The sequence below is a fragment of the Desertivirga brevis genome (assembly GCF_017355835.1).
The window spans coordinates 80081-95865 of record NZ_JAFEWF010000011.1; the positions used below are offsets into that span (position 1 = coordinate 80081).

General features: G+C 39.3%; 9 protein-coding genes. 6 read left to right on the forward strand and 3 right to left on the reverse strand.

Features of this window, described 5'->3' with window-relative positions:
- The first annotated feature begins 133 nt into the window (after positions 1 to 133).
- On the forward strand, positions 134 to 2464 hold the full coding sequence (locus tag J4N25_RS22685; RefSeq protein ID WP_242695996.1) for an efflux RND transporter permease subunit: 2331 nt from the start codon (positions 134 to 136) through the stop codon (positions 2462 to 2464).
- Between the two features lie 27 nt (positions 2465 to 2491).
- On the opposite strand, the gene J4N25_RS22690 is transcribed toward J4N25_RS22685, so the two are convergent.
- A complete protein-coding gene (locus J4N25_RS22690; protein ID WP_207424102.1) occupies positions 2492 to 2770 on the reverse strand; it encodes a signal peptidase in 279 nt (92 codons plus the stop codon).
- Between the two features lie 227 nt (positions 2771 to 2997).
- On the opposite strand from J4N25_RS22690, the gene ileS reads away from it, so the two are divergent.
- The 5 genes from ileS to J4N25_RS22715 all read left to right on the forward strand — a co-directional run bounded on the left by ileS (position 2998) and on the right by J4N25_RS22715 (position 9675).
- Complete coding sequence (gene ileS / locus J4N25_RS22695) at positions 2998 to 6390, forward strand: isoleucine--tRNA ligase (protein ID WP_207424103.1); 3393 nt, start codon at positions 2998 to 3000, stop codon at positions 6388 to 6390.
- A 1-nt stretch (position 6391) separates the two neighbouring features.
- The gene (locus J4N25_RS22700; RefSeq protein WP_207424104.1) at positions 6392 to 6775 is read left to right on the forward strand and encodes a TraR/DksA family transcriptional regulator; all 384 of its coding nucleotides are present in this window, start codon (positions 6392 to 6394) and stop codon (positions 6773 to 6775) included.
- Positions 6776 to 7426: a lipoprotein signal peptidase gene (locus tag J4N25_RS22705; protein ID WP_207424105.1), complete on the forward strand. Its 651-nt coding sequence runs from the start codon at positions 6776 to 6778 to the stop codon at positions 7424 to 7426. It begins immediately after the preceding gene.
- A 197-nt stretch (positions 7427 to 7623) separates the two neighbouring features.
- A complete protein-coding gene (locus J4N25_RS22710; protein WP_242695997.1) occupies positions 7624 to 8832 on the forward strand; it encodes a hypothetical protein in 1209 nt (402 codons plus the stop codon).
- 138 nt (positions 8833 to 8970) lie between these two features.
- A complete protein-coding gene (locus tag J4N25_RS22715; RefSeq protein ID WP_207424106.1) occupies positions 8971 to 9675 on the forward strand; it encodes an SIMPL domain-containing protein in 705 nt (234 codons plus the stop codon).
- Between the two features lie 63 nt (positions 9676 to 9738).
- On the opposite strand, the gene J4N25_RS22720 is transcribed toward J4N25_RS22715, so the two are convergent.
- Positions 9739 to 10098, reverse strand: coding sequence for a response regulator (locus tag J4N25_RS22720; RefSeq protein ID WP_207424107.1), 360 nt, complete (start codon positions 10096 to 10098; stop codon positions 9739 to 9741).
- 80 nt (positions 10099 to 10178) lie between these two features.
- Complete coding sequence (locus J4N25_RS22725) at positions 10179 to 15770, reverse strand: PAS domain S-box protein (protein WP_207424108.1); 5592 nt, start codon at positions 15768 to 15770, stop codon at positions 10179 to 10181.
- Positions 15771 to 15785: the final 15 nt, after the last annotated feature.

Here is a 15785-nt window from a genome sequence, read left to right on the forward strand (position 1 = left end):
TCCTCGCCAATCCAGATTATTAATAGCAATATAACCTGCAAGCTAAAAACAGCATGACCCAAGGCTGATATTTTCGGTTAACTTATTTTTGTAGTTTTGCTGCCCAGCAAATTTAAGCAGCAGTTGATATTTTATGTGGGAGAAACTTTCAAAACTCGTTCTTTCAAATCGTTTAACAGTACTCGTCATCTTCCTTCTGATTTCTTTATTTATGGGATGGCAAGCGAGCAAAGTTCAACTATCTTTTTCCGGAAGTAAAGTTCTACCACTTACCGATAGTGCTTTTAGCACTTATAATCAATTTAAGAACAGATTTGGAGAGGATGGAAGTATTCTGGTGCTTGGTGTCCAGTCTCCAAAAATGGATGACTTCCAAACATTTAATGACTGGCGAGCCCTGACCAATGAGATTCAGAAACTACATGGAATTCAGCAAACCCTGTCTATTGGAAATTTATTTGAGTTAAAGAAAGATACTCTTGCGCAAAAATTCCGTTTTGAGCCTTTGGTAAAAGAACCATTGAGATCGCAGAACGAGTTGATCGCCTTTAAAAAGAAACTCTATAACCAAAGGTTCTATGATGGACTTATATTCAACAGCAGGAAAAACGCATCCTTAATGGCGATCACCTTCGACAGGAAGGTTCTAAATTCAAAGGAGCGCATTCCGGTGATAAACTCAATCCTGACCAAGAGTAAAGCTTTCAGTAAAAAACATAACATTAGCCTCCATTACTCGGGCCTTCCTTACATCAGGACGGTAATTAGTAAGAAAGTTTCGCAAGAGTTTGCATTATTCCTAGGTCTTTCCATACTGGTAGCAGCTCTGATCCTATTTGTATTCTTCAGGTCCTTTTACGCGGTCATATTTCCTGTGATAGTGGTAATTGCCGGAGTTGTATGGAGCTTGGGAATTTTAGTCCTATTTGAATACGAGATAACATTGCTTACGGGATTAATTCCACCACTTATTGTAATTATTGGTATTCCCAATAGCATCCTTTTGTTAAATAAATTTCACAATGAATATGGCAAACATAGGCATAAACAACAAGCACTTCAAACTGTAATTTCTCGTGTTGCAATCACAACATTTATTGCCAACCTTACAACCGCCATTGGTTTTGGCGTTCTATATATTACTCAAAGCGAACTACTCATGCAATTTGGTATTGTTGCTTCAATAAGCATCCTCGCTACTTGGTTAATGTGCTTATGTTTAATACCAATTATCTTCAGCTATCTCCCTGCTCCTGATCTTAAGCACATTAAACACCTGGAGACTCCGTTCCTGAGAAGACTGCTTGCTACAATCGATAATCTTGTTCATAACAAAAGGAATTGGGTATACATTACTACATTTTTCCTTTTGATTATATCCGGATACGGGATTACTAAGATTAATATTAACGGTTACATTGTTGATGATCTACCTAAAAATGACCCTGTATATCGTGACCTCAAGTTTTTCGACAGTAATTTTGAAGGAGTGATGCCATTCGAATTAAGCATCGACACGAGAAAAAAAAACGGGGTAATGAAAATGCCGGTAATAAACAAAATAGAGAGACTTCAGGAAATGATATCCTCTTATTCGGAGTTTTCGCGGCCTATATCTCTCATCGAAGTGCTCAAATTTTCATCCCAGGCTTTTTATGAGGGTAATACAGATTTCTACAGAGTTCCTTCAGATTTCGAAATGAACTTTATCCTCGCCTACGCTGCCCATTCGGGAGGCAATGGGAATCTTTTAAAAAGCTTTGTAGATAAAAACCGGCAAGTAACAAGGGTTAGCTTTCAGATGGCAGATGTGGGTTCTAAACGAATGAATCAGCTAATTGATGAAATTAAGCCACGAATAGATTCTATAATGAATCCAGAGCGATACACTGTAGATGTAACAGGAACAAGTATTATTTATGTTAAGGGCACAAATTATTTAGTAGAAAACCTGCGGGATAGTCTTTTAATTGCGGTAGCTTTAATTGCCTTACTAATGTGGATTTTATTCCGCGGTTTAAAAATGATCCTTATTTCTCTTATTCCAAACATCATCCCACTAATTATTACCGCTGGAATCATGGGCTTTACAGGAATTCCATTAAAACCTTCCACTATTCTCATTTACAGTATTGCTTTTGGAATAGCCTCCGATCAAACAATTTATTTCCTTACCCGATACCGCTATGAGATGAAAGTGACAAATCACAGTATCTCAAAACTTGTTTCAGATACAATTGCTGAAACTGGTATCAGTATGATCTATGTTGCACTAATCCTCTTTTTTGGTTTCGGCATTTTCATAGCCTCTACATTCGGAGGTACCGTTGCTCTGGGAATACTTCTATCAATAACACTATTGGTCGCTCTTGTTTCGAACCTTACGCTTCTACCGGCTTTACTGTTGAGCTTGGAAAGTGGGTTGTCTAAGAAGAAGGTCCAAGCTTTTATTGAGAAGGAATAGAATAAATAAGCGCAAAAGCAAGGAACATTAAGAGGCCGGAGAAACTTTCTTCGGCTTTTTTAATTCCAGTCGAAAACGTTTCTTTTTCTCTTTGTCCTCTGCGCGTTCTTCTCTAAGCCCCTGAGCCTCCACTTTTCTCATAAAGCTATACAGCACTAAAATAAATCCGAGCCCAAAAAGGATTACCCCCGGGACCATCAACCATCCATAATGGTTTTGATTGTCCTCCATCATTAGGTAGCCGCCAATATTGAGAGCAATTCCGACAAACAGCGAAATTAAGCCTCTTTTTAAAAATCTATTCATAAACGCATTTACAGTTAAGGAAATTTACAGCTATAAATTTATGTGCTAAAATCACGCCATCCATAACATTGCTTAATTAAGTATAAACACCTAAGGCTTTTGTACACTAAACCATACAAAAGGTATTTTTAATACTCCTGTTGACCCAAATACGGGAAACCGAAAAGGCAGCTAATTCTCAATTCAAATCCCTAAATTTGCAGCCTTAAAATTTGTTTAAAATCCTGATGTACAAAGAATATAAACAACTTAACTTATCTGAAACCGGAAAGGAAATCCTGGAGTATTGGAAGAATAATAGCATATTCGAAAAAAGTGTTACAAACCGTCCGGCTTCTAAACCATATACATTTTACGAAGGACCTCCCTCCGCTAATGGAATGCCTGGTATCCACCATGTTATGGCCAGAACTATCAAAGATATTTTTTGCCGTTATAAAACCTTAAAAGGGTTCCGTGTAGAACGTAAAGGAGGTTGGGATACCCATGGTCTACCGATCGAACTTGCCGTAGAAAAGACCCTAGGTATAGTTAAAGAAGACATCGGAAAGAAAATATCTGTTGAAGAATATAACGCTGCCTGCCGTAGGGAAGTAATGAAATTTACTGACGTCTGGAATGACCTGACGGAGAAAATGGGCTATTGGGTGGATTTAGAGAATCCATACATTACCTACGAAAACGAGTATATCGAGACATTGTGGTGGATATTAAAAGAGCTATATCAGAAAGGCTATTTATATAAAGGTTATACCATTCAGCCTTTTTCTCCGGCTGCCGGAACTGGCCTAAGTTCTCATGAGCTTAACCAGCCGGGAACTTACAGGAACGTAAAAGATACCACAATCGTTGCCCAGTTCCGGGTTAAGAAAGATCAGGTACACCCCTTAATGTCTGTTCTTTTTCAGAACGAATTGGAGGATACTTCTATATTGGCATGGACAACTACCCCATGGACTCTTCCTTCAAACAGCGCTCTAGCTGTAGGAAATAACATCCCGTACGTAAAAGTCAGAACTTTTAACCAATATACGTATTCGCCCGTGAGCGTCATACTCGCCAAAGATTTGATAGCTAAACATTTCAAAGCAGATGCACAAAATGCTTCTTTTCAGGAGTATAAAGCAGGTGACAAATTGATTCCTTGGGAAATTGCAGCTGAATTTACAGGTACGGAGCTTGTGGGACTTCGCTACCATCAGCTTCTGCCTTACGTGACTAATGAAGAACTTGAGGCAAATGGTTTCCGGGTAATACCTGGAGACTTTGTTACTACAGAAGATGGAACAGGGATCGTTCATATTGCTCCTACTTTCGGTGCTGACGACTTCAGAGCAGCGAAGGCTGCAGGAGTTCCAGCAGTGGTAGTAACTGATGCCGAGGGCAGGCAACATCCATTGGTTAATCGTCAGGGAAAGTTCGTAGATGAAGTTACGGATTTTGCAGGTCGTTACGTAAAAGAAGAATATTACGCCACTGACCATACAGGAGAAAAAGATTTCAAGCCTACAGATGTTCTGATCGCGATTAAGCTTAAAGAAGAAAATAAAGCATTCGACGTAAAGAAATACGAACACAGTTACCCTCATTGCTGGAGAACAGACAAGCCCGTCCTTTACTATCCGCTCGACAGCTGGTTCATCAAGACAACAGCAGTTAAAGACCGTCTGGTTGAATTAAACAAATCTATAAACTGGAAACCAGAGGCAACTGGCACAGGCCGCTTTGGTAATTGGCTGGAGAACCTGGTGGATTGGAACCTTTCGCGTTCGAGATATTGGGGAACACCCCTCCCTATCTGGAGGACAGAAGACAGTACTGAAGAGATCTGTATCGGGTCTATACAGGAATTAAAGGAAAAAATTATTGAAGCTGTAGACAGTGGGTTACTGGATCAGGAAGAATTAGATAAAGCACAAGCTCAAATACTTCAAATTACTGAAGGCAACTTTGATCTGCACAGACCGTATGTCGATGATGTTATTATCATATCTTCTACCGGAAAGAAGATGCTGCGTGAGCCAGACCTAATCGATGTTTGGTTCGATTCAGGCGCAATGCCTTACGCTCAATGGCACTTCCCTTTCGAAAATCAGGATAAATTCGAGAACGCCTATCCTGCAGACTTTATCGCAGAAGGTGTAGATCAAACCCGTGGATGGTTCTTCACGCTCCATGCCATTGCAGTAATGCTTAATGATTCGGTAGCATTTAAAAACGTGGTATCAAACGGACTTGTGCTAGATAAAAATGGCAATAAGATGTCAAAAAGGCTGGGCAATGCTGTTGATCCCTTTGAAACGATCGAAAAATACAGCGCAGATGCAACTCGCTGGTATATGATCAGTAATGCCTCGCCCTGGGATAACTTGAAGTTCAACATAGAAGGCCTGGATGAGGTTCGCCGCAAGTTCTTCGGCACCCTTTATAACACTTATGCTTTCTTCGCCCTCTACGCCAATATTGACAACTTTAAGTATAAAGAGGCAGAGATTCCACTTGCTGAAAGGCCAGAGATAGACCGTTGGATCATTTCATTGCTAAATACACTTTCACAGGAAGTAGACAGCTTTTACGCAGAATTTGAGCCAACTCGTGCTGCCCGTGCTATTCAGGACTTTGTGGATGAACATTTAAGTAACTGGTACGTCCGCCTTTGCCGCCGTCGCTTCTGGAAGGGTGACTATAGCAGTGATAAAATATCAGCTTACCAAACGCTTTATACCTGTCTGTCAACAATAGCTAAATTAATGTCGCCCGTCGCGCCTTTCTTTAGCGAGCGTTTATTCCTTGATTTAAATACAATTACTCAAAAAGATCAAGCTGAATCAATCCACCTGTCAGATTTCCCAACTTATCAGGAAGAATTAGTTGATAAAGATCTTGAAGAACGCATGTCATTAGCTCAGGATATTTCGTCCATGATCCTATCCCTGCGTAAAAAGGTTGGCATCAATGTTCGCCAACCATTAAACAAGATTTTAATGCCGGTTTTAGACAGCAGTTTCCAGGAAAAAGTTGAGAAAGTAAAGGACTTAATCCTTTCCGAAACCAATATTAAAAACATTGAGTATATTAACGATACTTCTGGTATCATCAAAAAGAAGGTTAAACCTAATTTTAAAGCATTAGGCGCGAAAGCTGGCAAAAACATGAAAGATGTTGCTGCTTTTATAAATAACCTATCACAGCAAGAGCTTGCCGACTTTGAGAAAGAAGGTACTGTAAGTTTCAGTAGAGATGAGTTTAGTTTAACGATTTCAGTTGATGACGTAGAGATTATTGCGGAAGATGTTCCTGGATGGCAGGTAACAAATATGGGAAAACTAACCGTTGCTTTAGATGTTACGGTAACTAACGAATTGAAGCAGGAAGGTATTTCCCGTGAGTTGATCAATCGCATTCAGAATCTTAGAAAAGATAAAGGCTTTGAAGTAACAGATAAGATCAATGTGAGGATAATTGAGCATCCCTATATAACTGAAGCTGTACAAGCGAATTTATCATATATTAGCGCCGAAATTCTGGCAGCTTCATTCAATTTAGATAAAAATCTATCAGAAGGTGATAGTATAGAAATCGACGAGCAGGAATTTTTAGTAACTCTTACAAAAGCTTAATATGGAAAATAACGAGAAAACAAGGTACTCAGACGTAGAACTACAAGAATTTAAGGAACTTATTTTAGAGAAAATTCGCATAGCTAAGGAAGAGTTAAATGCATTAACCCAATCATTGAGTAATCCTAATTTAAACGGCACTGATGATACAGCAGGAACATATAAAACACTCGAGGATGGATCGGCAACACTCGAAAAGGAGCAGACTAATCAATTAGCTGCACGCCAGAAAAAGTTTATCGAGAACCTAGAAGCAGCCTTAGTACGTATTGAGAACAAAACTTACGGACTGTGCCGGGAAACAGGCAAGCTGATCCCGAAAGAACGTCTAAGGGCCGTACCTCATACTACCTTGAGTATGGAAGCAAAATTGAAGCAATCTTAAATGAAAGCATATACCAAGCCTGTATTGGCTATTATTTTAATACTACTTGCAGACCAGGTTCTGAAAATCTGGATAAAGCTAAACATGACCCTTGGCCAGGAATTTAGATTTCTTGGAGATAGGGGTATGATACATTTCACAGAAAACAACGGCATGGCATTCGGTATGGAGTTTGGAGGTGTAGCTGGAAAGCTTGCCCTAACGCTATTTCGCATTGTAGCTGTTTCCCTTATAGGATATGGAGTTGTATACCTTATTAAGAAAAAGTACCATCGCGGCCTCATCTTAAATGTCGCATTAATTTTTGCCGGCGCGTTGGGAAATATTATCGATTCCACTTTCTATGGAATGCTTTTTAGTGAGAGCACATACTTCCAGCCAGCGCAGTTCCTTCCTGGAAATGGGGGATATGCAGGGATTTTTCAAGGTAAAGTGGTAGACATGTTCTATTTTCCATTAATACAAGGTACTTTCCCTTCTTGGTTCCCTATATGGCAGAATGAAGAATTCGTTTTCTTTAGACCAGTTTTCAACATTGCAGATGCTGCAATCTCCATAGGTGTAATTGCCATTCTTATATGGCAGAAACGATATTTTAAAGAAGAAAAAATAGAGGAAAGCTATCCACATAGCGAGATCATTGAAGAATAAATAATAAAGCCCCGTCCCGGGCTTTATTATTTTAACGGCCTTCCTTCTTTAACTCAACACACCTGCAAATCCTCAAATCTTATTTTAATGTTAACTTAACATTTAGTTTACAATAAATATTAAGTTTTCACCCTTTTGAAACTCCTTCATTTTTTTTACGTTTAATTTATATTAAGTTTATGTAAATTCCGATTGCCATGAGGAGGCTTGTAAAACTGATTTGCTTTGCTTTCCTGATATTTGAAATGGTGCAACTGAAAGCCCAGGAACAGTATCGGGGGTATAGCTTTGAGTTTTACGAAGGCACGGTGAATTTTCAAGTGCCTCAAGCTGCTATTATCAATACAGACAGTATTCCGCATCAGAATGAAGTCCATAAATTCTATGATCAGATAAACAAAACTGATTATAAAATTATTCTAGCCTCCCTGTTGCATTATAAAGAATCACATAAATTGAACGACTGGCTATACTACCAGTTAGTTAGAAAAACAGCCCAGCAACTGGCACCCAAAAAAGAAAACTATTTCAGATATACTCTTTATAAGTGGTTCCTTCTTTCCCAATCTGGTTTTGATGCGCGACTGGCAATTGCTAATCGTAAGATAATTTTTTACGTTAGGAACGAGGAAGACATTATGGACATACCTTTTTTCAAAGTGGAGGGAAACAAGTACATGTGTTTGAATTATCATGACTATGGGAAGATCGATTTTGCGAGGGAAGTTGCAATTCCAGTAGAAATAAATATCCCAGGCGCAACGAAGGAGTTCTCCTATAAAGTCACCAGGATGCCTGAATTTAAACCAGAGAATTACTCAGAAAAGGATCTTAAGTTCAGCTATAAACAAAGGGTGTATCACTTTAAAGTTAAAGTGAATTCTGAGGTTCAGAACATTTTCGCTAATTATCCAGTTGTAGACTTTGCCACCTACTTTAATATTCCTTTAAGTCATGAAACTTATGGATCTTTAATTCCTGTTTTAAAAAAAGCAGTAGAGGGCAAAAGTCAGAAAAGAGGTATTGAATATCTTATGAATTTCACCCGTTATGCCTTCCTCTACCAGGATGATAGCCAGCTTTTTGGAAAGGAAAAACGGTTTGCACCCGAACAGACCCTATTCGCGGAGTATAGTGATTGTGATGACCGCGCAGCTCTATTCTTCTACCTGGTAAAGGAAATATATAATCTTCCAATGATTGCGCTTCTATATCCAACTCACATAACTGTAGCTGTAGCATTTGATAAACCTATTGGAAACCCCATCATTTACCAGGGAAAACATTATTCTATCTGTGAGCCAACTCCTCAAGGTAATAACCTTAAGATCGGTCAAGTTGCGTTAAAACAGCAGCATACTGCTTATACTGTTGTTTACCACTACGACCCCAAAAACAGCAATTAAATACTGCTGCGTTTCTTGCCCTGTATGTTACGTTTGCTACGTTTTTGTCGTCCTTATTATAAAGCAATTCTATTTTAAAGATGTTTATGGAATTAAGTTTCCACAAGCATCATAAGTACACACACAGTAGACAAATTTATGAAAAGAATATTCTTCATCGCGTTAATTAGTGGTATCACGATTACCACATCAGCTCAGACAGTTGATCTTCGTAGAAAAATTGAAGTTTCAGGATCAGCAGAAACCGAAGTAACCCCTGATATCATTCATGTTGGTATTTCCCTCAAAGAACACTATCGGGACAATGCCAACAAGAAAAAAGTTGATATTGAGGACCTGGAAAAGCAACTTTACTCTGCTGTAATAAGTGCTGGAATACCTAAGGAAAACTTCACTATCAATAACATTTCCAGTTATAACTACTCTTGGGAAAAGAAGAAAAACCCGGATTTCCTGGCAAGGAAACAATACCGGATCAAAGTAACCGATCTGAATAAGTTTAATCAGATACTAAATGGAATTGACTCCAAGGCCATCGAGTACACGAACATTGAATCTTATGATTATTCTAAAATAGAATCGTTGAAAAGAGACCTAAAAATAAAAGCACTTCAAGCCGCAAAGGACAAAGCAAGTTTTTTGGCAGAAGCCGTTAATGACAAAGTGGGAGATGCGATAGAAATACAGGAGATCAACAATGAAGTTTACCCACAGCCATATTATCGGGCAAATGTAATGATGATGGATAAGGCGTCAGTGGCAGAATCCGCACCAGTGCCAGATATCGATTTTAAAAAGATTAAGCTAAACTACCAGATGAGAGCAATTTTTGAGCTTAAATAAAATAGTTAAGGGATTAGACCAAAGGTACGATTAATACTGAAGGTCCAATCCCTTCTATAAATCTTAAGAAAGCGCAAATTGATTGACGATCTTCTCCAATTCGTCTAAATCAAAAGGCTTAGCAATATAAGCGTCAGCACCAGCCTTCTGTGAAAGAATTTCAACATCATTATTAGCAGAAAAGTAAATAACCGGGATATTGGAAAGCTCCGGATCTGCTTTTAGCAATTGAGTAGCCTTTATTCCTCCTGTGTCTGGAATCCAGTTGTCCATCAAGATAACATCGGGCCTTTTTTCAGAAATAATTTGTAAAATATTATTACAAGTTGTTCGCGTATGGACTTCCCACCCCTTCTCCGTCAGTAAATATGTGAGAATTTCTAAAATATCCACATCGTCATCAAAAATTACTATACGCTTCATTCAAGCATAAAGCTATAACAAATAAATGAACCTGCAAAAATTTAATTATTAATATATTTTGAAAGCAGAAATCTATTCTGTCAATTTGCAATAGGTAAATCAAACCAAAATGTAGATCCCTTACCTTCTTCACTATAAACTCCTACATCGCCTTCATGGCGTTTAACAATTTCGGCGGAAATGAATAACCCTAAACCTAGTCCGGAAAACTTCTGTGAAGACTCCTGAACCCTGAAGAATCTGTCGAAGACAAAATTTATCTTATCTTCCGGAATACCAATCCCAAAATCGGTAACATAAACTCTCACTTTATCCTCTTCTTTCCTGATATTTACCAGTACCTTCTCTGAATCGGGCGAGTACTTGATAGCGTTTGATAAGAAGTTAACAATAACTTGTTCCAGGCGATGCATGTCTCCCCAAACCGGAATCTCTTTTTCCCCCTCTACAAGAATTGTATGCCTGATTGAGTCGTTCTGCATTTGATCAACTGAGCTTTGTACAACCTCATCGATGTAGAACCTGTCTTTCTCAAACTGTAATTTCCCAGCTTGGATCTTTGTTACATCCAATAAGTCCTCAACTAAGGCAGTAAGGCGATTTACTTGCTTGTTCGCTTTCTCAATGAAAGACTGGATCTTTTCCACCTCTACTTTCCGCGTACTTAAGCGTTCAGCAATTTGCAAAGATGCTTTCATACTGGTAATAGGTGTTTTAAGCTCATGACTTGCAATACTCATAAACTCGTCCTTCTTCTGCATCAACAGCTTGGTAGCCTGCTGGGCAAGTTCTTGTTCCGTTATGTCCGTTAAACTGCCTATATATCCTTCAAATGAGCCTCCAAACACAGGATTTGCCTGTGCAAGAACCCAGTGATACTCCCCTTTTATACTTCTAAGACGGAACTTGGAATAGAATATTTCTCTCGCCTCAAAGGCCTTCAAAAACTTATTATACTCCTTGTCTGCATCATCCTGATGAAAAGCTTTGCTCCACCCTAAACCCATACTGTCGTTAAAGCTAAGACCAGTGAATGAAATCCACTTTTTATTGACGTAGTTACAATCCCCTTTTTCATCAACTTTCCAGATCATGAAAGGAGATTGGTCTGCCAGTTGACGAAAATAGTCCTCACTTTCCTTCAAGGCTTCAGAAGCGGTCTTCTGATCATGAATGTCGGTACTCGTACCCACCCATATTACAATTTCCCCGTTATCATCCCTCTGGGGTATGCTTCTACTTAAATGCCAGCGATACTCTCCATCAGCGCCTAAGATCCTTCTCTCCATCTCGAAATCCAGTCCAGATTTGACAGACTGGAGCCATAGCTCTCTATTCTTTTCGCGATCTTCAGGATGTATAACATTAAGCCATTGCCAGCCTTCAAGCTCATGCATATCCTTGCCTGTATAATCCAGCCAAACCTTGTTGAAATACTCCCCCAGTCCGTCGGGCTTTGCAGTCCATACCTTTTGTGGTACTGATTCGGCGAGGAACCTAAACCTGCCTTCATTTTTCTTAATCTCCTGATTAGCCCTGATCATATCAGATACATCAAAAGCAAAGGTGGCAACTCCATCTACTATCCCCTCATTACTATACACGGGCTGATAGACGAAATCAAACCAGGCATCTTCTAAAATACCTGTTCTGTTCTTATCAAATCGGATATGGAATGCTTTTCCAAAGAATGGAATTCCGGTTTTGTATACTTGTTGAATCAACTCGTGTGACTCAGTACTCGCAGGCTTGTACTCTCCTATCAGATCTCTATTATTTTTACCAACAAGGTCAGACCTTTCGAAATAATCCATTGCCGTTTGATTTACGAATTCAACCCTTAGGTCCTCTCCTCGGCGAATGGAAATAAGCGCAGGGGCATTCATAAAAATACCTTTAAACTCATCCTGCTGTTTCTGAATAATTCTTTGAAGTTCCTGTTCTTTTTTCTCCGCTTCCTTTTTTGCTGTAATATCGATGATATAGGTAACGGCAACAGCATCATCTTCGCTTACTGAGGCAGCCCCTAATAACACGCAAATCCGCGAACCGTCTTTGCGAAGATATTCTCCCTCGAAGGGTGGACATACACCACTAGTCCAAATTTGCTCTGCGGCGAGCCTGTTTTTTTCCAGGAATTCAGGCGGAGTAATTCTGCTCCAGGCAATGAGGCCATTCTTCAAATCTTCCTTGCTGTAGCCGATCATCTGCAAAAAAGCATCATTTGCATTTATAATTACAGAATCTTTATTGGTAAAAAGCATCCCTATCATGTTTGATTCGAATACTTTACGGAATCGGCTTTCACTTTTGATAATTTGATACTGGGCCTCTTTTAGTTCAGAAATATCTAACCTTGAACCGAGCATTCTATACGGCGTACCGTATTCATCCTGCAATAAATAACCCCTGTCTAGAATACAAGCATAAGACCCATCGTTCTTTTCGAATCGATACTCCTCCGTCCATTGATCACTACCTTTGTTAATAACCGAATTAATACTTTTCCTTACACGATCCCTGTCTTCAGGATGGATTTTACTAATCCAAAAGTTACTACTATGGACCTCTTCAGAATCATCGTACCCGAATAGTTTAAAGAAGCTATCACTCCACCATAAACTATTATTAACCAAATCCCAATCCCAAATAGCGTCGTTTGTTGCCTTGGAAACAAGTCTGAACCTTTCTTCAGAAATGCTAAGTTCCCGAGTTCTTTCAATTACTTTGTCTTCAAGTTCAAGATTCAGCTGCTTGAGGTTTTCCCGCACCGAGATCAGTTCATTATAATTCTGTCTTAATTTCTGCTCTCCATCCCGCTTGTCAGTAATGTCAGTGAAGGTTGCCACAAAGCCGTCCATCATTTTAACTGCCACAACCTCGTACCAGCGATCACCGATACTAAGCTCTGTGTGAAGAGGGTTGCCTTTATCAACCACCTCCACACAACTCTTCGAAAAATCTGTGCCCGACAAGCTGGCTATCTCATTCAAGTGCTTACCTGCCTGATTTATACTTCCCCCTAATATGGTGTCAGAAGCATAATTACAAGTAAGGATAACAAAGTCCTCTATCTGGCTATTATAGTTCCTTACCGCTTTAAATGCGATAATAGAACTTAAACTAGAGTTAAAGACCCCATTTATAATATTATTAAGATTTGCAATGGCCGAAATATCTACGAAGGTGATAATTGCACCGTCTGTCCGTTTATCCTGCCGGACATACGGCATGATCCTCATCAGATAGCGTCTATCATTTGTAAGGATAATTTCCTTCTCTACGATTTCATCTGTGTCTATTACGTGAGCAATATCTCTTAGTAGATTTTCGTATCGGATATTCGTTGATATATGACTGATGGGCCGTCCAATGTCACTCTCTATCAGATTAACCAGTCTTAAAGCCGAGGCGTTAAACTTCCTTATATTCTGATTTCTATCGATAAATATCTGGCCTATATCAGTGCTTCTGAAATAGTTATTCAGATCATCATTCAGCTCGATCAGCTCTTTGATTTTAAGCTGATGCTCTGTGTTTAAAGTATGTAATTCCTCATTAAGCGACTGCAACTCCTCATTACTCGACTGCAATTCCTCATTGGCTGAAAGCAACTCTTCGTTGCTTGACTGCAATTCTTCGTTTGTGGTTTCCAGCCCCTCGACTGCCATCTGCAAATTGGAGCGGGTTTCATTTAACTCAGCCTCCAATTCAGCGATATATTCGTTATGCTCGGCGCTAGGTATCGGATGACTTTCTTCTCTTACATGTATCTGGCTCAAGCTGTTTTCTCCCAGAACAACAAGAGTGTATGGCTTTCCCCGTAAAGGCTCTGCTGGCCTAACAGAGATACTCAAGAACAGGTCCGCTTGATCCTGCTTTACACGTACACTTTTAAGAAAAACTTTAGTCTCCTCTTTCCAACTTTTACGAATTGCGGTATTAAGAGCTACAGACAGTTCCTGAGGAACCATCTTGAGAATATTCAGGTTCAGCTTTTTCTCGGGAAGAGATAAGAATCGGCTGAAATTGCCTACTGATTCTTTAATTTCGTAATTCTTATCTATATAAAAACATACATAGCCAAAGTCATCTATAATAGCTTCGGTGAGATCTTCAGCCAACGGATTACTCTTTTTTTGTATACTCTTTGTTAAAGTTTGAGAAATTCTTGGTTGCTCGCCCTTATTATCCAGCTGCCTGTAAACTTCATATGGGGAGATCCGGTTTTTTCCGATCTTACGGTAAATCTTCCACTTACTATTAACCTCATCCACCGAATCTTTAATGGATGAAGCTGTTTCACTTGTACCCAGGAAAAGATAGCCGCCGGTATTAATAGAAAAATGAAGGGTATTCATAACTTTCTGCTGCAGCACGCTATTCATATAAATGAGCATATTCCTACAACTTACCAGATCATTTTTAATAAAGGGAGGATCTTTAATTACATTATGTCTTGCGAAAACTATTTGTTTGCGAATACGCGGGATGATGGAATAGGATTTACCCTCCTTAACAAAATATTTTTTAAGTGTATCCTCATCTATGTCTTTCTCAATAGACTGAGGATATAGATTTTTAGCTGCAAAGCCAATACTGCTTTCGTCAATATCTGTTGCAAAAATTTTAACTTCCAGCAAACGGCGGAAACGTTGAATGTACTGGTCTATAAGAATAGCCAAAGAATAAGCCTCTTCTCCTGTACTACAGGCACAGATCCAAACTTTTAGAATCTCTCCATCCTGCTTATCATTCACAATATCGGGCAGAACTTGCTGGAATAAGGCTTCAAAAGCTTGCTTATCGCGAAAAAATCGTGTTACACCAATTAAAAAGTCTTTGCTAAGACTCTTGACCTCTTCAGGACTTTGTCTCAGCACTGCAACATAATCATCCAGCTTTTTGATGTTATGTTGACCCATTCTCTTTCCTATCCTCCTAATAATCGTAGGGGTTTTATAGTAATGGAAATCGTACCCGTGCGCCTTATGTATGAGGTTAAAAATATCATCCAGTAAACGATCGTCTATCTTGCCCTTATTTAAAACAAGGATAGGACTCTCATTTACATGATTATAGATTTCTTCAGGGATCATCTCCGGAGGCAAAATCAAATCCGCATTGCCAGATGCTATTGCACTATTTGGCATACCATCAAATTTGGCGGTAACGGGATCCTGAACAATAACCATCCCTCCACAACTTTTGATCACTTCAATCCCTCGGGTTCCGTCAGAGCCTGTTCCTGATAAGATAATCGCGATAGCTTTATCCTTCTTCTCCTGAGCTAATGAATAAAGAAAACGGTCAATTGCTGTGTTAGGCTGCTTGTCAGGAACTTTCTCTACCAGATGTAACTTCCCGTTATAAATAGTCATTAACTTATTATTGGGAATTACATAGATACATTCCTTTTGTACCGTCATTTTATCTTCCGCTTCGAAGACCTTCATGTGGGTGTGTTTCGACACCAGCTCTACAAGCAGGCTTTTATAATCCGGTGAAAGGTGCTGTATAACTATGAAAGAAAAGTTGGCATTGGTGGGCATATTGTCGAAGAATTCGTGAATAGCTTCCAGGCCACCGGCAGACGCACCAATAGCAACTACATAATGATCTAGCTTCGTAGAATTCCTTTTTATTAAACCTTCATTCACCGTCTTTTCCATAGATGTAAAGCCGCC

What these genes read in the sequence shown, in the direction of transcription:
- J4N25_RS22685 (WP_242695996.1), top strand. Translation starts at nt 134, where the DNA reads ATGTGGGAGAAACTTTCAAAACTCGTTCTTTCAAATCGTTTAACAGTA.
- J4N25_RS22690 (WP_207424102.1), bottom strand. Translation starts at nt 2,770, where the DNA reads ATGAATAGATTTTTAAAAAGAGGCTTAATTTCGCTGTTTGTCGGAATT.
- ileS (WP_207424103.1), top strand. Translation starts at nt 2,998, where the DNA reads ATGTACAAAGAATATAAACAACTTAACTTATCTGAAACCGGAAAGGAA.
- J4N25_RS22700 (WP_207424104.1), top strand. Translation starts at nt 6,392, where the DNA reads ATGGAAAATAACGAGAAAACAAGGTACTCAGACGTAGAACTACAAGAA.
- J4N25_RS22705 (WP_207424105.1), top strand. Translation starts at nt 6,776, where the DNA reads ATGAAAGCATATACCAAGCCTGTATTGGCTATTATTTTAATACTACTT.
- J4N25_RS22710 (WP_242695997.1), top strand. Translation starts at nt 7,624, where the DNA reads ATGAGGAGGCTTGTAAAACTGATTTGCTTTGCTTTCCTGATATTTGAA.
- J4N25_RS22715 (WP_207424106.1), top strand. Translation starts at nt 8,971, where the DNA reads ATGAAAAGAATATTCTTCATCGCGTTAATTAGTGGTATCACGATTACC.
- J4N25_RS22720 (WP_207424107.1), bottom strand. Translation starts at nt 10,098, where the DNA reads ATGAAGCGTATAGTAATTTTTGATGACGATGTGGATATTTTAGAAATT.
- J4N25_RS22725 (WP_207424108.1), bottom strand. Translation starts at nt 15,770, where the DNA reads ATGGAAAAGACGGTGAATGAAGGTTTAATAAAAAGGAATTCTACGAAG.